Annotated in this window: 19 protein-coding genes; 16 read left to right on the forward strand and 3 right to left on the reverse strand. The window is 68.4% G+C overall.

Features of this window, described 5'->3' with window-relative positions; all coding sequences use genetic code 11:
• Window positions 1-87 precede the first annotated feature (87 nt).
• The 6 genes from kdsA (at window position 88) to truD (ending at window position 4998) form a co-directional block, all read left to right on the forward strand.
• Window positions 88-921 (forward strand): 3-deoxy-8-phosphooctulonate synthase, encoded by an 834-nt coding sequence (gene kdsA / locus MC375_RS09800; protein WP_242103189.1) that lies wholly within the window; start codon window positions 88-90, stop codon window positions 919-921.
• 30 nt (window positions 922-951) lie between these two features.
• Complete coding sequence (eno, locus tag MC375_RS09805; RefSeq protein ID WP_242103190.1) at window positions 952-2256, forward strand: phosphopyruvate hydratase; 1305 nt, start codon at window positions 952-954, stop codon at window positions 2254-2256.
• A gap of 37 nt (window positions 2257-2293) precedes the next feature.
• Entirely contained in the window at window positions 2294-2593 is a 300-nt protein-coding gene (ftsB, locus tag MC375_RS09810) for a cell division protein FtsB (RefSeq protein WP_345779279.1), read from the forward strand.
• A 13-nt stretch (window positions 2594-2606) separates the two neighbouring features.
• Window positions 2607-3290: a 2-C-methyl-D-erythritol 4-phosphate cytidylyltransferase gene (ispD, locus tag MC375_RS09815; protein WP_242103192.1), complete on the forward strand. Its 684-nt coding sequence runs from the start codon at window positions 2607-2609 to the stop codon at window positions 3288-3290.
• Between the two features lie 167 nt (window positions 3291-3457).
• Window positions 3458-3937 (forward strand): 2-C-methyl-D-erythritol 2,4-cyclodiphosphate synthase, encoded by a 480-nt coding sequence (gene ispF, locus MC375_RS09820; protein WP_242103193.1) that lies wholly within the window; start codon window positions 3458-3460, stop codon window positions 3935-3937.
• A complete protein-coding gene (gene truD, locus MC375_RS09825) occupies window positions 3934-4998 on the forward strand; it encodes a tRNA pseudouridine(13) synthase TruD (RefSeq protein WP_242103194.1) in 1065 nt (354 codons plus the stop codon). The genes ispF and truD overlap by 4 nt, the downstream gene beginning before the upstream one ends.
• 100 nt (window positions 4999-5098) lie before the next feature.
• Here truD and MC375_RS09830 read toward each other — a convergent pair whose 3' ends face one another.
• Window positions 5099-5689, reverse strand: coding sequence for a Smr/MutS family protein (locus MC375_RS09830; RefSeq protein WP_242103195.1), 591 nt, complete (start codon window positions 5687-5689; stop codon window positions 5099-5101).
• Between the two features lie 106 nt (window positions 5690-5795).
• Between MC375_RS09830 and surE the strand changes: the two genes are divergently transcribed.
• The 4 genes from surE (at window position 5796) to MC375_RS09850 (ending at window position 8863) form a co-directional block, all read left to right on the forward strand.
• The gene (surE, locus tag MC375_RS09835) at window positions 5796-6575 is read left to right on the forward strand and encodes a 5'/3'-nucleotidase SurE (protein WP_242103197.1); all 780 of its coding nucleotides are present in this window, start codon (window positions 5796-5798) and stop codon (window positions 6573-6575) included.
• Window positions 6572-7336, forward strand: a complete 765-nt coding sequence (locus MC375_RS09840; protein ID WP_242103198.1) for a methyltransferase domain-containing protein — start codon at window positions 6572-6574, stop codon at window positions 7334-7336. The genes surE and MC375_RS09840 overlap by 4 nt, the downstream gene beginning before the upstream one ends.
• 33 nt (window positions 7337-7369) lie before the next feature.
• The gene (locus MC375_RS09845) at window positions 7370-8020 is read left to right on the forward strand and encodes an exopolysaccharide biosynthesis protein (protein WP_242103200.1); all 651 of its coding nucleotides are present in this window, start codon (window positions 7370-7372) and stop codon (window positions 8018-8020) included.
• 66 nt (window positions 8021-8086) lie between these two features.
• Complete coding sequence (locus MC375_RS09850; RefSeq protein ID WP_242103370.1) at window positions 8087-8863, forward strand: peptidoglycan DD-metalloendopeptidase family protein; 777 nt, start codon at window positions 8087-8089, stop codon at window positions 8861-8863.
• A gap of 60 nt (window positions 8864-8923) precedes the next feature.
• Here the strand turns inward: MC375_RS09850 and MC375_RS09855 are convergent, their stop codons facing one another.
• Both MC375_RS09855 and yhbY read right to left on the reverse strand, forming a co-directional pair.
• Window positions 8924-9298, reverse strand: coding sequence for an Mth938-like domain-containing protein (locus MC375_RS09855; RefSeq protein ID WP_242103201.1), 375 nt, complete (start codon window positions 9296-9298; stop codon window positions 8924-8926).
• 100 nt (window positions 9299-9398) lie between these two features.
• A complete protein-coding gene (yhbY, locus tag MC375_RS09860) occupies window positions 9399-9704 on the reverse strand; it encodes a ribosome assembly RNA-binding protein YhbY (RefSeq protein WP_242103202.1) in 306 nt (101 codons plus the stop codon).
• Between the two features lie 91 nt (window positions 9705-9795).
• Here yhbY and rlmE point away from each other — a divergent pair, with 91 nt between their 5' ends.
• The 6 genes from rlmE to hflX all read left to right on the forward strand — a co-directional run bounded on the left by rlmE (window position 9796) and on the right by hflX (window position 16739).
• Window positions 9796-10443, forward strand: coding sequence for a 23S rRNA (uridine(2552)-2'-O)-methyltransferase RlmE (gene rlmE, locus MC375_RS09865; RefSeq protein WP_242103371.1), 648 nt, complete (start codon window positions 9796-9798; stop codon window positions 10441-10443).
• 75 nt (window positions 10444-10518) lie between these two features.
• Window positions 10519-12420: an ATP-dependent zinc metalloprotease FtsH gene (ftsH, locus tag MC375_RS09870; RefSeq protein ID WP_242103203.1), complete on the forward strand. Its 1902-nt coding sequence runs from the start codon at window positions 10519-10521 to the stop codon at window positions 12418-12420.
• Window positions 12421-12646: 226 nt separating this feature from the next.
• Window positions 12647-13540 carry a dihydropteroate synthase gene (folP, locus tag MC375_RS09875; RefSeq protein ID WP_242103204.1) on the forward strand — a complete coding sequence of 298 codons (894 nt, stop codon included), beginning with the start codon at window positions 12647-12649 and terminating at the stop codon, window positions 13538-13540.
• Window positions 13537-14541 carry a tRNA (adenosine(37)-N6)-dimethylallyltransferase MiaA gene (miaA, locus tag MC375_RS09880; RefSeq protein WP_242103206.1) on the forward strand — a complete coding sequence of 335 codons (1005 nt, stop codon included), beginning with the start codon at window positions 13537-13539 and terminating at the stop codon, window positions 14539-14541. Before folP ends, miaA begins: the two co-directional genes overlap by 4 nt.
• A gap of 248 nt (window positions 14542-14789) precedes the next feature.
• Window positions 14790-15065 carry an RNA chaperone Hfq gene (gene hfq / locus MC375_RS09885; protein WP_242103208.1) on the forward strand — a complete coding sequence of 92 codons (276 nt, stop codon included), beginning with the start codon at window positions 14790-14792 and terminating at the stop codon, window positions 15063-15065.
• A gap of 204 nt (window positions 15066-15269) precedes the next feature.
• Window positions 15270-16739 carry a ribosome rescue GTPase HflX gene (gene hflX / locus MC375_RS09890; RefSeq protein WP_345779280.1) on the forward strand — a complete coding sequence of 490 codons (1470 nt, stop codon included), beginning with the start codon at window positions 15270-15272 and terminating at the stop codon, window positions 16737-16739.
• Window positions 16740-16781 lie beyond the last annotated feature (42 nt).

Raw genomic sequence — 16781 nt, forward strand, 5'->3', positions numbered from 1 at the left:
GTGGTTGCGGCGGCCCGCTGCCGGCCGGCCCCCGCCCCCCCCCCCCCCCCCGCCCCCCCCCCCCCCCGCTCCTACAGGAGCAGCAAGATGAACCTGTGCGGGTTCGAAGTCGGTCTCGACCAACCGTTCTTCCTGATCGCAGGCCCCTGCGTGGTCGAATCCGAACAGCTGCAGCTGGACGTTGCCGGCCAGCTCAAGGAAATCACCTCCGCGCTCGGCATCCATTTCATCTTCAAGTCCAGCTTCGACAAGGCCAACCGCACCTCCGGCAAGAGCTTCCGCGGCCCCGGCATGGAAGAAGGACTGCGCGTGCTGGGTGAGGTGAAGCGCCAGATCGGCGTGCCGGTGCTGACCGACGTGCACGAGTACACGCCGATGGACGAAGTCGCTTCCGTCGTCGACGTGCTGCAGACGCCGGCGTTCCTGGTGCGCCAGACCGACTTCATCACCAGGGTGTGCGCGGCCGGCAAGCCGGTGAACATCAAGAAGGGTCAGTTCCTCTCGCCCTGGGACATGAAACCGGTGGTGGAGAAGGCCAAGGCGACCGGCAACCAGGACATCCTGGTGTGCGAGCGCGGCGCCAGCTTCGGCTACAACAACCTGGTCAGCGACATGCGTTCGCTCAGCGTGATGCGCGAGACCGGTTGCCCGGTGGTGTTCGACGCCACCCATTCGGTGCAGCTGCCGGGCGGGCAGGGCACTACCAGCGGCGGCCAGCGCGAATTCGTGCCAGTGCTGGCGCGCGCGGCGGTCGCGGTCGGCGTGGCCGGCGTGTTCATGGAAACCCATCCCAGGCCGGAAGAAGCGCTTAGCGACGGCCCGAATGCGTGGCCGCTGCCGAAGATGCGCGCATTGCTCGAAACGATGCTGGAACTCGACCGCGTCACCAAGCGTTCCGGCTTCCTCGAAACTACAGTCTGACCCTTACACCTAAGAGACAGCCCCCAATCCATGACCAAGATCGCCAAGATCCACGCCCGCGAAATCCTCGACAGCCGCGGTAATCCCACGCTTGAAGCCGAAGTCACGCTCGCCGACGGCAGCTTCGGCCGCGCCATGGTGCCCTCGGGGGCTTCGACCGGCACCAAGGAAGCCGTGGAATTGCGCGACGGTGACAAGACCCGCTACGGCGGGAAGGGCGTGCGCAAGGCGGTGGAGAACGTCAACACCGGCATCGCCCAGGCGCTGCACGGCTTCGATGCCACCGACCAGATCGCGCTGGACAAGCGCCTGATCGACCTCGACGGCACCGAGAACAAGGGTCGGCTGGGCGCCAACGCATTGCTTGGCGTGTCGCTGGCCAATGCGCACGCGGTGGCCGCTTCCAAGAAGGTGCCCCTGTGGCGCCACCTGGGCGACATCAGCGAGCACCCCGCCGGTTGGAAGCCCAGCCTGCCGGTGCCGATGATGAACATCATCAACGGCGGCGCGCATGCCGACAACAACGTCGATTTGCAGGAATTCATGGTCCTGCCGGTGGGTGCGGCGTCGTTCGCCGAAGCGCTGCGCGCGGGTACCGAGATCTTCCACGCGCTCAAGTCGGTGCTCAAGGGCCGCGGCCTGTCCACCGCGGTCGGCGACGAAGGCGGCTTCGCGCCCGACCTGCGCAGCAATGCCGAGGCCCTGGACACCATTCTCGAGGCGATCGGCAAGGCCGGTTACGCCGCCGGCGAAGACGTGCTGCTAGGCCTGGACGTCGCATCCAGCGAGTTCTTCGACAACGGCAAGTACCACCTGGTGGGCGAGAACAAGCGTCTCACCAGCGAGCAGTTCACCGACTTCCTCGCCGACTGGTGCCGCCAGTACCCGATCGTCACGATCGAGGACGGCATGGCCGAGGACGACTGGGCCGGCTGGAAGCTGCTCACCGACCGCCTGGCTGGCAAGGTCCAGCTGGTGGGCGACGACCTGTTCGTCACCAACCCGCGCATCTTCAAGGAAGGCATCGAGCGCGGCGTCGCCAACGCGATCCTGATCAAGGTCAACCAGATCGGCACCCTGACCGAGACGCTGGAAGCCATCGCCATGGCCGATGCCGCGAACTACGCTGCCATCGTCTCGCACCGCTCGGGCGAGACCGAGGACACCACCATCGCCGACATCGCCGTGGCCACCACGGCCACCCAGATCAAGACCGGTTCGCTGTGCCGCAGCGACCGCGTGGCCAAGTACAACCAGCTGCTGCGCATCGAGCAGGCGCTCGGCGCGGACGCGCGCTATGCGGGACGCAACGCGTTCGTGTCGCTGAAGTCCTGAACTCGCGCGCGTGCGCAGACTGTCGACCCTGCTGCTGGTGCTCGCGGTGTTGCTCGCGTGGCTGCAGTACCGGCTGTGGTTCGGCAAGGGTGGGCGACACGAAGTCGACGCGCTGCAGCATCAGGTCACCCAGCAGGCCTACGACAATACCGGTCTGAAGCAGCGCAACGACGTGCTCGCTGCGGAAGTGAAGGACCTCAAGTCCGGCGAGGCCGCGATCGAGGAGCGCGCGCGCAGCGAGCTGGGCATGATCCGGCCGGGCGAGACGTTCTACCGGGTGGTCGACGAAGCCAAGGCCGCGCCGGCACCCGTCCCAGAAGCCGGCGCGCCACCATGACCGGAGGCCTGACGTGACGTGGGTGATCATCCCCGCCGCCGGACGCGGCAGCCGTTTCGGCGGCGACGTACCCAAGCAATACGCGCACGTGCTCGGACAGCCGCTGCTTGCGCACACGCTCAAGGCCTTGCTGGCGCATCCGGGGGTGGCCGGGGCCGTGATGGTGCTGGCAGCGGACGACGAGCGTTGGCCCGGCTGGGGTTCCTTCGCCGGCAAGCCGATCCTGACCTGTCATGGCGGCGATGCGCGCGCCGATTCGGTGCTGGCCGGCCTGGCGGCCTTGCCGGACGAAGTGCGCGCGGACGATTTCGTGCTGGTGCACGACGCCGCCAGGCCGGTGCTGCGCGCGACCGACCTGGATGCGCTGCTCGAACGTGGACGCAACGACCCGGTGGGCGCGATCCTGGCCGCACCGGTGCGCGATACCCTCAAGCGCGCCGGCGACGACGGCGGCATCGACTGCACCGAACCGCGCGAACGCCTGTGGCGCGCGCTCACCCCGCAGCTGTTCCGTCGCCTGCAGCTTGCCCGCGCGCTGGAAGCCGCCCGCGATGAGGGAGCGCCGGTCACCGACGAGGCCATGGCGATGGAGCGGCAGGGCCACCGGCCGCTGCTGGTCGAAGGCAGCGAGGACAATCTCAAGGTCACCACGCCGGCCGACCTGGCCTATGTCGAGTTCCTGCTAGAACGGATGTAGGGGCGTCCTCCAGGCGCGACCGCGCCGCGGCTTTGGCGGCAAATGGCGAACGGCCCAGGGCATGCGCGTCCCACGGGCCGCTACGGCGGCCTGGAAGCAGCCGCAACGGAAACCTGATCGTGGCGTGGCGCTCCTACAATGACGCAACGCGTATCGAGGATCCTCCAATGTCCATCCGCATCGGCCAGGGCTTCGACGTCCACGCCTTCGGCGAGGGCGATCACGTCATGCTCGGCGGCATACGCGTGCCGCACGACCGCGGGGTGGTCGCGCATAGCGACGGCGACGTGGTCATCCACGCCCTGTGCGATGCGATGCTGGGTGCACTGGCGATGGGCGATATCGGCAGGCATTTCCCGCCGTCGGATCCGCGCTGGAAGAACGCCGACAGCCGCACCTTCCTGCGCCATTGCTATGCGCTGCTGCGCGAACGCGGCTGGCGGGTCGGCAATGCCGACGTGACCGTGCTGTGCGAGCGCCCCAAGGTTGGCCCGCACGCCGATGCGATGCGGGTGCTGCTGGCCGACGTGCTGGAAGTGGATGTGGACGCCGTCAGCATCAAGGCCACCACTACCGAACGTCTCGGCTTCACGGGCCGTGGCGAGGGCATCGCCGCCCAGGCCGTGTGCCTGCTCATACCCGCGTGAGTGCAACGGGCGAAGGTCTGCCGCGCGCGCACGGTTCCCCGGTGCTCGCTGCGAGCATCCGCACGGTGCCGGAAGACTTCGTGGTCGAGGAAATCGACGCCTTCGTGGCCAGCGGCAGCGGCGAGCATCTGCTGTTGACGGTGGAGAAGCGCGGCATGAACACCGCGTTCGCGGCCAGGTGCATCGCGCAGTGGGCGGGCGTGCCGGAATCCGCGATCGGCTATGCGGGCCTGAAGGACCGACATGCGCTGACCCGCCAGCGCTTCAGCGTGCACCTGCCGAAGAAGCTCGCGCCGCGGATCGAGGCGCTCGGCTCAGATGAATCCGGAACGGGGTCGGGGCAGGCGCTGCGCGTACTCGACGCGACCTGGCATTCGCGCAAGCTTCCGCGCGGTGCGCTGGCCGGAAACCGCTTCGCCCTGATCTTGCGCGAGGTGCAGGGCGACCCAGCTGCCATCGAGGCACGCTTGCGCGCCATCGGCGCACGTGGCGTGCCCAACTACTTCGGTGAGCAGCGCTTCGGCCGCGATGGCGGCAACCTGGACAAGGCGATCGCGATGTTCGGCGGACGCCGGGTCAAGCGCGAGGAACGCTCGCTGCTGCTCTCCGCGGCACGTTCGGAACTGTTCAACCGGGTCCTGGCCGAACGCGTGCGCAGCGGCAGCTGGGATGCGCCGCTCGAGGGCGAGGTTTGGGTGCTGGACGGCAGCCGCAGCGTGTTCGGCCCCGAGCCCTGGAGCGAAGCGCTCGCCCAGCGTCTGGCGGAATTCGATATCCATCCCAGCGGCCCGCTCTGGGGCAGCGGCAGCCTGCGCAGCGCGGGCATGGCCCGGGTGCTCGAACTCGCTGCCCTGGGCGACCCGCAGTCGATGCGGTTGCGCGCAGGCCTGGAACAGGCCGGTCTGCGCCAGGAACGGCGCGCCACGCGGCTGCGACAGGATGCACTGGTCTGGTCATGGCCGGATGCGCGCACCCTGCAACTCTCGTTCGGACTGCCGGCGGGCAGCTACGCCACCGCGGTGTTGGACGAACTCGGCGCGCATGCCGCAGGACAAGGCTGAGACGGTCGCAGCCACGCAGGCCAGGACGATCGCACCTGCCGTGACGTCGCTGTCGAAGCGCACACGTTCTTCGTGCGCGCGTCGCCCCGGTTACGGAGGCTCAGCGCCTCGCGCGCCGGAGCAGTACCAGCACTGCGCCGGTTCCGCCCTGTGCGGGCGGCGCGGAATGGAAGGCCAGCACGTCCGCGCGCTGGCGTAGCACGCGGTCGACCAGATTCTTGAGCACCGGCACGCCGTTGCCCGAACCCAGGCCTTTGCCATGCACGATCCGGATGCAGCCGGTTCCGCCATGCACGGCCTCGCGCAGGAATTCGCGCAGCAGGCGTTCGGCGCCCGCGCTGTCATGGCCGTGCAGATCGAGTTCGTCCTGGACCGCATACAGCCCGTTGCGCAGGCGCTGCAGCACCCGCGCCGGCACCTCGTCGCGACGGTAGGCGAGGGCATCGCCTGCTTCGATCAGGTCGTGCGCGAGCAGGCGCGCGAATTCGCTGCGCGCGCTTGCATCATCCAGCTCGGCCATTCGCCTGGACGGCTTGGGTCGCGGCTTTGTGGGTGGTGCCGGCGCTTCGGCGAGCCTGCGCACCGGTCCGATCGCGTCGCGGAACAGCGATGCGTCGTCCGCTTCGCCAAGGCCCGGTTCGCCCCGGTCCGGTGCGTCAGACCCCGTTGGTGGCCGGCGCTGTCTGCCCATGACGCAAGCCTAGCGCGAACCAATGCCGGGCAGCGGTGTAACCGGCATCCGGCGCGCTTCCGTTATGATGACTGCGCTCACGCAAGCGAGGCACGACGACGGTTCCATGCGCGTACTGGTCAGCAACGACGACGGCGTAGACGCCCCCGGCATCCGCGCCCTCGCCGAAGGGTTGCGCGGGGCGGGGCATGAAGTCCTGATCGTCGCGCCAGACCGGGACCGTTCCGGCGCCAGCAATTCGCTGACCCTCGATGCGCCGGTGCGGGTGGCGCGGATCGACGACAACACCTGGCGTGTGCATGGCACGCCCACCGACTGCGTGCATGTGGCGATCACCGGCATGCTGGACGCCGAGCCCGACATCGTGGTGTCGGGTATCAACAACACCGCCAACCTCGGCGACGACGTCATCTATTCGGGTACCGTCGCTGCGGCGATGGAGGGGCGTTTCCTCGGCCTGCCGGCGATCGCGATGTCGCTCAACGCCGTGGACCACGATGGCAAGCACTACGCCACCGCCGCGCGTGCTGCGGTCGAACTGGTCGCACGGCTGATGACCGATCCGCTGCCTGCCGATACGATCCTCAACGTGAACGTGCCCGACCTGCCATGGGACGAGGTGCGCGGCTTCGAAGTGACCCGGCTGGGCAACCGCCATCGTGCAGAGCCGTGCGTGCAGCAACAGGATCCGCGCGGGCGCACCTGGTGGTGGGTCGGCGCAGCCGGCGCCGAGCAGGACGCCGGACCCGGCACCGATTTCCACGCCGTGCGCAGCGGCTATATCTCGATCACGCCGATCCACGTCGACCTGACCCGCTTCCAGGCCCTTGAACAGGTCGCCAGCTGGGTGGACGGCCTCGCGACGGCCCTGAAGGACGTCGCATGAGCGCCGGGCTGCGATTGAAGCCCGAGGCGATCGGGATGGGCATGACCTCGCAGCGCGTGCGCGACCGGCTGATCGAGCGCCTGCGCGCCGGTTCGCATCCCGGTGGCGGGATCCGCGACGAACGCGTGCTCAACGCGATCCGCACCGTGCCGCGCCACCTGTTCGTCGACGAGGCCCTCGCTGCACGCGCCTACGAGGACAACGCCCTGCCGATCGGCCACGGGCAGACCATCTCCCAGCCGTGGGTGGTGGCGAAGATGACCGAGGCGGTGCTCGAAGGCATCGATCCGTCGCTGCTGCACGCCCCGGCGTTGCAGCCGCATTCGGCCTTCGCCACGCAGCCGGAGCCGTCCAGTGCACCCAAGGTGCTCGAGGTCGGGACCGGGTCCGGTTATCAGGCCGTGGTCCTGGCCGCGCTCGGCCTGCAGGTCTACACGGTCGAGCGGATCGGTGACCTGCTGCGGACCGCGCGCAAGCGTTTCCGTTCGCTGGGCCTGAACATCCGCAGCAAGCACGACGACGGCCGCATCGGCTGGCCCGAGAACGGTCCCTACGATGCGATCGTGGTCACCGCCGGGGCGCCTGCGCTGGTCGACGCGCTCAAGGCACAGCTTGCGCCCGGCGGAACGCTGGTGGCGCCGGTCGGCGGCTCCGGCGCGCAATCGCTGCTGCAGCTGCGCAAGGACGCCGAGGGCAATATCACCGAAACCGTGCTCGCCCAGGTCGTGTTCGTGCCGCTGCTGTCGGGCATGGTGGACTGACCCCGTGAATGCCACCGCCATCGGATCCGGCGCATGACCCAATCGCATGAAACCGCTGCACGCAACGCCGCGCTGGGCGAGCAGCTCGCATCGATCATCGAACAGCTGCCCGAGGATTCGCTCACTCTGGGCGAGCTCCTCGACGTGTTCGGCGACGAAGGCCTGCTGCTGCTCACCATCCTGCTGACGATCGTGTTCCTGATCCCGGTGTCGATCCCGGGCGTGAGCACGGTGTTCGGCGGTGCGATCCTGCTGATCGGCGTCAGCCGCCTCGTGGGTCGTCCGCTGTGGCTGCCGCGCAAGCTGCGCGAAAAGGCGTTGCCGGCGGCGAAACTGCGACCGGCGCTGACTGGCGGCATGTCATGGGTCCGTCGCCTGGAGCGCATCAGCAGGCCGCACCGGCTCGCCGGCCTGGTCGACGGCCGGGTGGCGAACCTGTTCAACAACCTCGCGTTCATCCTCGCTGCACTGCTGCTGATGGCGCCGTTCGGGTTCGTGCCCTTCAGCAACACGCTGCCCGGCGTCGCGCTGTTGTTCTATGGCATCGGCCTGATCCAGCGCGACGGCGTGGCGATCGTGCTCGGTCACGCGGCCAACATCCTCACCATCATCTACTTCGGTATCCTCATCGGAGGCGGAGGTCTCGCCGTCCGTGAAGTTCTCCAGCGTCTGACAGGTGGTTGATTCGTGCAGGAACCAAGCGCGGCATTTCCAAGGCAGGATATCGCGCGCGCGCGGCGCGGCGCGGGCGTGCCGATCTGGCTGCAAGCCGCGGGACTGATCGCGATCTGCGCCATCGTTGCGGCATGCGGCAGCAGCCGCGTGGTGCGAGGCCCCGGCGGCGGCTACCAGCGATCGGGTCCGCCGGTGCGGGTGTCCAAGCCCAGGTATGGCGCCACCCATGTCGTGCAGCGTGGCGAGACCGTGTACCGCATCGCAACCAACAACGGCATCACCGCGCTCGACCTGGCGCTGTGGAACAACATCCCGGCGCCGTACATCATCCATCCCGGCCAGCGGTTGAAACTCTATCCGGGTGGACCGAGCTATCCCAGAACCGTGGTCTCGCGTCCACCGGCAGCGCGCAGCCCCGTGCCCGCACCCTCGCGCCCGCCCGCATCCGCGCCAGCGCCCGTCTACGCCCCCGCGAAGGCGGATTTCGGCTGGCGCTGGCCGACCGATGGCCAACTCATCGCCCGTTTCGTGTCCGGCGATCCGACCAAACAGGGGCTCGACGTGGCCGGCACCGCCGGTCAGGCCGTACGTGCCGCAGCCGATGGCGTGATCGTGTACTCGGGATCGGGCCTGGTGGGCTATGGCGAGCTGATCATCATCAAGCACAACGAGCAGTGGCTGTCCGCGTACGGCCACAATCGCGCCCGCCTGGTCAACGAGGGGCAACTGGTCAAGGCCGGCCAGCAGATCGCCGAAATGGGACGCACCGGCGCTGCGCGCGACATGCTGCATTTCGAGATTCGCTACAACGGCAAGCCGGTCGATCCGCTGCAGTACCTGCCTCGCCGCTGACCCAATCTTTCTTCCGCCGGGGCAGAGCCGCGCAACGGGGCGCGGGTCGGCGGTGGCCGATCAGCCCGTGATCACGAACCCAGCCACAACCCGCCGTCCCTCGCTCGCCAGCACATTGAAGGTGCGCGCGGCGGCTGCATTGGTCATGGTTTCCAGCCCGATCCCGCGCGACAGGCAGGCGGCCAGCACCTCCGGCGGCGGGAACTGCTGGGTGGCGCCGCTTCCGAGCACGACCAGTTCGGGCTGCAGCGCCAGCAGCGGTTCCAGGTCGCCCGGGACCATCGCGGTCACGTCGCGCACCGGCCAGTTGCCGATCAGCCGGTCCGGCGCGATCACGAAGCTGGTTTCGAGCCGGCGATCGTTGACCAGGGCGTGGCGGCCGTCGGCGCCGCGCAGGAAGTATTCGTAGTCGGGACGTTCGAGGTGCAGCTGCATCGGAGCGGAGATGGTTGTGGTTGGCTGAATGAACCGTGGCTTGGGCAAATGACCCGGGACTTTCGATGGGTTCCCGGCCGGTTCCCGCCAGATCCGGGCCTTAGGCCCGTGGCAGCACGATCTGGCGCCGGTCCCGGGAAGGCCGGTAGAGGATCGCGGTATGCCCGATCCGCTGTACCAATGCCGCACCAGCGCGGTCGGCGATGGTTCCGATCATCGCGTCGCGGGCGTCACGGTCCTCGCCGGCCACCTTGATCTTGATCAGCTCGTGATGCTCGAGTGCGCCGTCGATTTCGGCCAGCAGGGCATCGGTGATGCCCTTGCCGCCCACCTGGAGGATGGCCTTCAGGCCATGGGCCTGGCCGCGCAGGAAGCGGGTCTGGGCGGCGGTCAGCTCGGTGGACATGCAGCAAAATCGCAGGAAAAACGGGCGCTTAGCGTATCATGCCGGGGCCTTCCACCCGGCCCGGCCGCCGCCTCCCAGGGCCAACCGCCTCATGGCTTCCCGCAGCAAATCCAGCCAGCGCTGGCTGAAGGAACACTTTTCCGATCCCTTCGTGAAGAAGGCGCAGGCCGAAGGCATGCGTTCGCGCGCTGCCTACAAGCTGGAGGAACTGGTGGCGCGCGACCAGCTGCTGAAGCCGGGCATGGTCGTGGTGGACCTCGGCGCGGCTCCCGGCGGCTGGTCGCAATGGGTGCGCCAGGAACTCGAGCGCATGGCGCCGGCCAGGCCGGGCCGGGTGATCGCCCTGGACATCCTCGACATGCCCAGCCTGGCCGGCGTGGAGTTCCTTCATGGCGATTTCAGGGAAGATGCCGTCCTATCACAGCTTGAAGCCCGTCTTGATGGAAAACCGGTCGACCTTGTCCTGTCCGACATGGCCCCCAATAAGAGTGGTATGGACGCGGTCGACCAGCCGCGGGTGATGCATCTGGCGGAGCTGGCGATGGACTTCGCCGATCGCCATCTGCGGCCCGATGGGACGTTCCTGATCAAGCTGTTCCAGGGCGTCGGATTCGACGATTACGTGCGGGAGCTGCGGCGGCGCTATGCCAAAGTCGCGATCCGCAAGCCTGCCGCCTCGCGCAAGCGCTCTGCGGAGGTGTATGCGCTGGCCCAGGGCAAGCTGAGGCAGATGAAGTAAGGTGGACGGACCCCGGTGGACGGGTGATGGCCCGCGGACAATGAGCCCCTGCAGTAAACGGTGTGAAATAACAGGATGAACGACTTGGTCAAGAACTTGATGCTGTGGGTGGTCGTCGCCGTCGTGCTGATGGTGGTGTTCCAGAGCTTCAGCCCGAAACTGGCCGGTGCGGCGAGCACCGAGGTCCAGTACTCCGAGTTCATCCAGAGCGTGCGCGACGACAGGATCAAGAAGGTCGACATCGCCGAGGACGAGAAGACCATCACCTTCGAGCGCAAGGACGGCAGCCAGGGGTCCACCATCGCGCCGCGCCGCGACGAGCGGATGATGGACGACCTGATCAACCACAAGGTCGAGATCAAGGCGGCGCCGACATCGTCGGGGCGCTCGCTGTTCTGGAGCGTGGTGCTGAACTTCCTGCCGATGCTGCTGTTCATCGGCATCTGGATCTACTTCATGCGCCAGATGCAGCAGGGCGGCAGCAAGGGTGCGATGTCCTTCGGCCGTTCCCGCGCCAAGCTGCTCAATGAAGACCAGACCAAGGCCACCTTCGCCGACGTCGCCGGTTGCGACGAGGCCAAGGAAGAAGTCCAGGAACTGGTCGAGTTCCTGCGCGACCCGACCAAGTTCCAGAAGCTCGGCGGCAAGATCCCTCGCGGCGTGCTGATGGTCGGTCCTCCGGGCACGGGCAAGACGCTGCTGGCCAAGGCGATCGCCGGCGAAGCCAAGGTGCCGTTCTTCAGCATTTCCGGCTCCGACTTCGTCGAGATGTTCGTGGGCGTGGGCGCCAGTCGCGTGCGCGACATGTTCGAACAGGCCAAGAAGCACGCGCCGTGCATCATCTTCATTGACGAGATCGACGCGGTCGGCCGCCATCGCGGCGCCGGCCTGGGCGGCGGCCACGACGAGCGCGAGCAGACCCTCAATCAGCTGCTGGTGGAGATGGACGGTTTCGAGGGCGGCGAAGGCGTGATCGTGATCGCGGCGACCAACCGCCCCGACGTGCTCGATCCCGCGCTGCTGCGTCCGGGCCGCTTCGACCGTCAGGTCGTGGTCGGCCTTCCCGACGTGAAGGGTCGCGAGCAGATCCTCAAGGTGCATATGCGCAAGGTGCCGCTGGCCGACGACGTCGAGCCGATGGTGGTTGCGCGCGGTACGCCTGGCTTCTCGGGCGCGGACCTGGCCAATCTGGTCAACGAGGCTGCGCTGTTCGCGGCGCGCGAGAGCGCCCGGGAAGTGCGGATGGAGCACTTCGACAAGGCGCGCGACAAGATCATGATGGGCGCCGAGCGCCGCTCCATGGCGATGAGCGAGCAGGAAAAGACCCTCACCGCCTACCACGAGGCGGGCCATGCGATCGTGGGCCGCCTGGTGCCCGAGCACGACCCGGTCTACAAGGTCACGATCATTCCGCGTGGCCGCGCGCTGGGCGTGACCATGTACCTGCCCGAGGGCGACAAGTACAGCTACAACCGCACCGCGATCGAATCGCAGCTGTGCTCGCTGTACGGCGGCCGCGTGGCCGAGGAGCTGATCTTCGGCGACGACAAGGTCACCACCGGGGCCAGCAACGACATCGAGCGCGCGACCAAGATGGCGCGCAACATGGTCACCAAATGGGGCCTGTCCGAGCTTGGGCCGATCACCTACGGCGAGGAAGAGGACGAGGTGTTCCTGGGCCGCTCGGTGACCCAGCACAAGAACGTCTCGGACGACACCGCGCGCAAGATCGACGATGTGGTGCGCGGCATCTTGGACAAGGCCTACAGCCGCACCCGCGCCATCCTTACCGAGAACCTCGACAAGCTGCACGCGATGGCCAAGCTGCTGCTCGAATACGAGACCATCGACGTGCCGCAGATCGACGCGATCATGGAAAACCGCGACCCGCCGCCGCCGATGGGCTGGAGCAAGGGCGGCCCGGCGCGCGAGGAGCCCAAGCCGATCACCATCGGCGGGCCTGCCGCGCAGACCTGAGAACCCCGATCCGCGGTTCGAAAAACGGCGCCAGCAGGCGCCGTTTTTCCGTGGGAGCGCCCCACGGGACGCGCCAGGGGGCCGACGATTCGATTCGTCCAATCCGGGTCGATGTCCAGGGCCGCTGCGGCGGCTCGGAAGGCGTTGCGACAGGATTGATGTCGCGGCGCGGACGGGGCTCGGAGGCGCTCCTACAATGGCAGTCCGACCCAGCCAACGGCTCCCGATGTTCAATACCACCCCGCAACTCGACTGTGCCGGACGCGTACTTGTCCTCGACCAGACACGGGTGATCGGCATCGTCAACGTCACCCCCGATTCGTTCTCCGACGGCGGACTGCACTCCACGGTCGAGGCGGCGGTCGCGCATGGATTGCGATTGGCGGAGGAGGGCGCGGACGCGCTGGACGTGGGCGGGGAGTCGACGCGCCCGGGCGCGGAGGACGTGTCGCTGGAGGAAGAGCTGCGCCGCGTGATCCCGGTGATCGAACAGCTCGCGGATCAAACCGCGCTGCCGATCAGCATCGACACCTCCAAACCGGAGGTGATGCGCGCCGCGGTCGACGCCGGTGCCGGCATGATCAACGACGTTTACGCATTGCGCCGCGAAGGCGCGCTCGACATGGCCGCCACGCTCGGCGTGCCGGTCGTGCTCATGCACATGCTCGGCGAGCCGCGTTCGATGCAGGATGCGCCCGGATACGACGACGTGGTCGGTGAGGTGCACCGCTTCCTGGCCGAGCGCATCTTCGCCTGCGAGATGGCCGGCATCCCGAAGAAGCGGATCGTGGTCGATCCCGGATTCGGCTTCGGCAAGACCCGCGCGCACAACCTGCAGCTGCTCGCGCAGCTCGAACGGTTCACCGAACTCGGAGTCCCCGTGCTCGCAGGCTTGTCGCGCAAGAAGACCATCGGCGATCTGACTGGCCGGGACGACCCGCGCGAGCGTATCCACGGATCCGTCGCCGCCGCGCTGATCGCCGCGCAACGGGGAGCGCGCCTGCTGCGCGTGCACGACGTCGCCGCCACCGTCGATGCGCTGAAGGTGTGGACGGCCGTCGCCGGAGTGCCGATGCCGCGGGTGGCGTCCAGACCGGACATCCGCTGGCCCGACGAATGATTGCCGGTGTGCCCGCCGACAGCCGTGCCTCCGCCATCGCCATCATGGGTCCGACCGCGTCAGGCAAGACCGCCTTCGCGCTGGAGCTGGCCGAACGCCTGGGTGGGGAAATCGTCAGTGTCGATTCGGCGCTGGTGTATCGGGGTCTCGATATCGGCGCCGCGAAACCGACCGCCGAGGAACGCCGCGGCATTCCGCACCACCTGATCGATGTGCGTGAGGCGTGGCAGCCGTATTCGGCGGCCGAATTCGCAGCCGAGGCGCGTGCTGCGATCGCGGGCATCTGCGATCGCGGAAAGTTGCCGATCCTCGCCGGCGGCACCGGACTGTACTTCCATGCGTTGTTGCGTGGACTGGCGCCGATGCCCGATGCCGATCCGGAGCTGCGTGCGCGGATCGTGGCCGATGCCCGCGTGCGCGGATGGACGTCGTTGCATGCGGAGCTGGCCCAGGTCGATCCTGCCGCCGCCGCGCGCATCCATACGACCGACGCCCAGCGGATCCAGCGTGCGCTGGAAGTGTTCCGCCTGACCGGCATACCGATCAGCGTCTGGCAGCGCGACGCGGCGCTGCGGACCGGCCTGCCCCTGCGCGTGCTGAAACTGGTGCTGGCCCCCGCCGATCGGGCGGTGCTGCATCAGCGGATCGAGCGCCGCTTCGATGCGATGCTCGAAGCCGGGTTCCTCGATGAGGTGCGTGCGCTGCGCGCCGTTCCGCAACTCCAGTCGCATCCTGCACCGCTCGAACTGCCCGCGCTGCGCGCGGTCGGTTATCGACAGGCGTGGGAGTACCTGGATGGCGCGACCTCGGTGGACGAATTCCGCGACCGCGCCATCTTCGCGACCCGCCAGCTGGCCAAGCGCCAGCTCACCTGGCTGCGCGGCCAGCTGGATGCGCTGATTTTCGACCCGGTCCTGGACGCCGCCCGACTCCATGCCGCGGTGCATGCGTTCTTGCCGACGGCTGGCCCTGCGAGTGGAGGAGGTCCGCGGGCGGCGTGAGCCGCGGGCAGGCCTGGTCACGTCGCCAGCTGGTCGGGGTCAGGATGACAGCCGATTGTCCCGGCCGGACCGGGCATGAGAAGGAGCACGGCGTCGCAAGCTGAACACGCAGTGCCGGCGCGTGCCGCGCTGCCGCGGTCCATCTTGTGTACCATCGGCCAGTTGCCGCCGCGGGGAGCGGGTCTGGCGATGCGGACCGGGCGCAACGACCCGGCCGGAATAATAAAATCCAAGCTGGGGAAAACCTAATGTCCAAGGGGCAGTCTTTGCAGGATCCTTTCCTGAACGCCTTGCGCCGCGAGCGCGTGCCCGTATCGATCTACCTGGTCAACGGCATCAAGCTGCAGGGCACGATCGAATCCTTCGACCAGTTCGTGGTCCTGTTGCGCAATACCGTCAGCCAGATGGTCTACAAGCACGCCATTTCCACCGTCGTGCCCGCACGCAACGTACGTGTCGGTCCGGGCGGCGGACAGGTCGCGGCCGGCGAGAGCGCAGGCGAGGGCGGCGACGAAGCGGAGTAGGTCCCGCGGGCACGCCCCGGCATGCTCGTCGCCCGCGACCCGAGAGCCATTCGCCCCCGACACCGGCGGTGCGGGTCCGGGCCGGCCCAAGGCAGTCCGAAGCGACCCCTGAGCCGGGCGATATGCGTGGCGCGGTTGAAGCAGGCCAGCGCCGCCTCCATCTTCGCGGCATGACGCAGCCCGCCAACGCCCATGCCCACCCAGTTGTTTGAACGGTCCCGCAAGGGCGAGCATGCGCTCCTCATCCAGCCCCACGCCGGCGGCCCGCCGGACGATGGCCTGCTGGAGGAGTTCGTCGATCTGGCGCGCTCGGCCGGCGCCACCATCGCGCACGTGCTACCCGCTCGCATCGACCGCCCGAATCCGGCCACCCTGCTCGGCAGCGGCAAGCTCGACGAGATCAAGACGGCCGCCGACGCCACCGGTGCAGATCTCATCCTGATCAACCATCCGCTCACGCCTGGCCAGGAGCGCAATCTCGAGAAGCTGCTCGAACGCCGGGTCGTGGATCGCACCGGCCTGATCCTCGACATCTTCGCCCAGCGTGCGCACAGCGCCGAGGGCAAGCTCCAGGTCGAGCTGGCCCAGCTGCGGCACATGGCCACGCGCCTGGTGCGCGGCTGGACCCACCTCGAGCGCCAGCGCGGCGGTTCGATCGGCTTGCGCGGCCCTGGCGAAACCCAGCTGGAGACGGACCGCCGCCTGCTGCAGAAGCGGGTCGAGCAATTGCAGAAGCGCCTCGACAAGGTCGAGGTCCAGCGCACCCAGATGCGCCGCGCCCGCGTTCGCAGCGAACTGCCGCGCGTCGCGCTGGTGGGCTATACCAATGCGGGCAAGTCGACCCTGTTCAACGCGCTCACCGGGGCCGAGGCCTACGCCGACGACCGCCTGTTCGCCACGCTGGACCCCACCGTGCGCCGGCTCGAGGTGGCGAGCGGGGCGGTGGTGCTCGCCGACACGGTTGGCTTCGTGCGCGATCTGCCGCACGAACTGGTCGCCGCCTTCCGTTCGACCCTGAGCGAAGCGCGCGACGCCGACCTGCTGCTGCACGTGATCGACGCTGCCGATCCGCTGCGCGAGGAGCGCATCGCCCAGGTCGACGCGGTGCTGCACGAGATCGGCGCCGGGGACATCCCGCAATTGCTGGTTTACAACAAGATCGACAAGATCGCCGCGGCCCCCCACGCCGGCAGCGGGGACGTCGGCCAGGTCGAGCCCACCGCCCCGTCGGGGCCTGGGAACGGGCGAACCGAACTACCCGGCCTCGATGATCCTGGCGGTCTGGCGAGCGCCGGGCCAGGCCAATTGCCCCAGATGAAAACCGGCATCCGGCCGCGGCGCGACATCCCCAACGATGGCCGCCAGCGCGTCTGGGTCTCGGCGCGCGAGTCGCTGGGGCTGGATCTGCTGCGTGAGGCCGTGGGCGGCATGATCGGCGCCCGCCGGGTGCAGGGCGACGTCCATCTTCCGCCCGAAGCCGGGCGCCTGCGCGCGCGCCTGCACGCGCTTGCAGCGGTGCGCGACGAATCCCATCACGAAGGTCCGGAAGGCGCCGGTGGCTGGAACCTGCGTATCGACCTGGCCCTGGCCGATGCGGCGCGTCTGGCCTCGCAGGCCGATGGCGCACCGCTTCGGCCATTGCTGGCCGCCGGGGCTGCGGAACCATCCCTGTAGAATCGATCAGCCGCGCCCGCGGGCGCCGCAGCCACCCTGGAG

Source organism: Lysobacter sp. M2-1, from assembly GCF_022662495.1.
GTDB lineage: Bacteria > Pseudomonadota > Gammaproteobacteria > Xanthomonadales > Xanthomonadaceae > JAKPBU01.

Excerpts from the sequence above, each read along its gene's own strand:
- eno (WP_242103190.1), top strand. The coding sequence starts at position 952 with ATGACCAAGATCGCCAAGATCCACGCCCGCGAAATCCTCGACAGCCGC.
- MC375_RS09830 (WP_242103195.1), bottom strand. The coding sequence starts at position 5,689 with ATGGGCAGACAGCGCCGGCCACCAACGGGGTCTGACGCACCGGACCGG.
- miaA (WP_242103206.1), top strand. The coding sequence starts at position 13,537 with ATGATTGCCGGTGTGCCCGCCGACAGCCGTGCCTCCGCCATCGCCATC.
- surE (WP_242103197.1), top strand. The coding sequence starts at position 5,796 with ATGCGCGTACTGGTCAGCAACGACGACGGCGTAGACGCCCCCGGCATC.
- ftsH (WP_242103203.1), top strand. The coding sequence starts at position 10,519 with ATGAACGACTTGGTCAAGAACTTGATGCTGTGGGTGGTCGTCGCCGTC.
- yhbY (WP_242103202.1), bottom strand. The coding sequence starts at position 9,704 with ATGTCCACCGAGCTGACCGCCGCCCAGACCCGCTTCCTGCGCGGCCAG.
- MC375_RS09855 (WP_242103201.1), bottom strand. The coding sequence starts at position 9,298 with ATGCAGCTGCACCTCGAACGTCCCGACTACGAATACTTCCTGCGCGGC.
- MC375_RS09840 (WP_242103198.1), top strand. The coding sequence starts at position 6,572 with ATGAGCGCCGGGCTGCGATTGAAGCCCGAGGCGATCGGGATGGGCATG.
- folP (WP_242103204.1), top strand. The coding sequence starts at position 12,647 with ATGTTCAATACCACCCCGCAACTCGACTGTGCCGGACGCGTACTTGTC.
- rlmE (WP_242103371.1), top strand. The coding sequence starts at position 9,796 with ATGGCTTCCCGCAGCAAATCCAGCCAGCGCTGGCTGAAGGAACACTTT.
- kdsA (WP_242103189.1), top strand. The coding sequence starts at position 88 with ATGAACCTGTGCGGGTTCGAAGTCGGTCTCGACCAACCGTTCTTCCTG.
- ispF (WP_242103193.1), top strand. The coding sequence starts at position 3,458 with ATGTCCATCCGCATCGGCCAGGGCTTCGACGTCCACGCCTTCGGCGAG.
- MC375_RS09845 (WP_242103200.1), top strand. The coding sequence starts at position 7,370 with ATGACCCAATCGCATGAAACCGCTGCACGCAACGCCGCGCTGGGCGAG.
- hfq (WP_242103208.1), top strand. The coding sequence starts at position 14,790 with ATGTCCAAGGGGCAGTCTTTGCAGGATCCTTTCCTGAACGCCTTGCGC.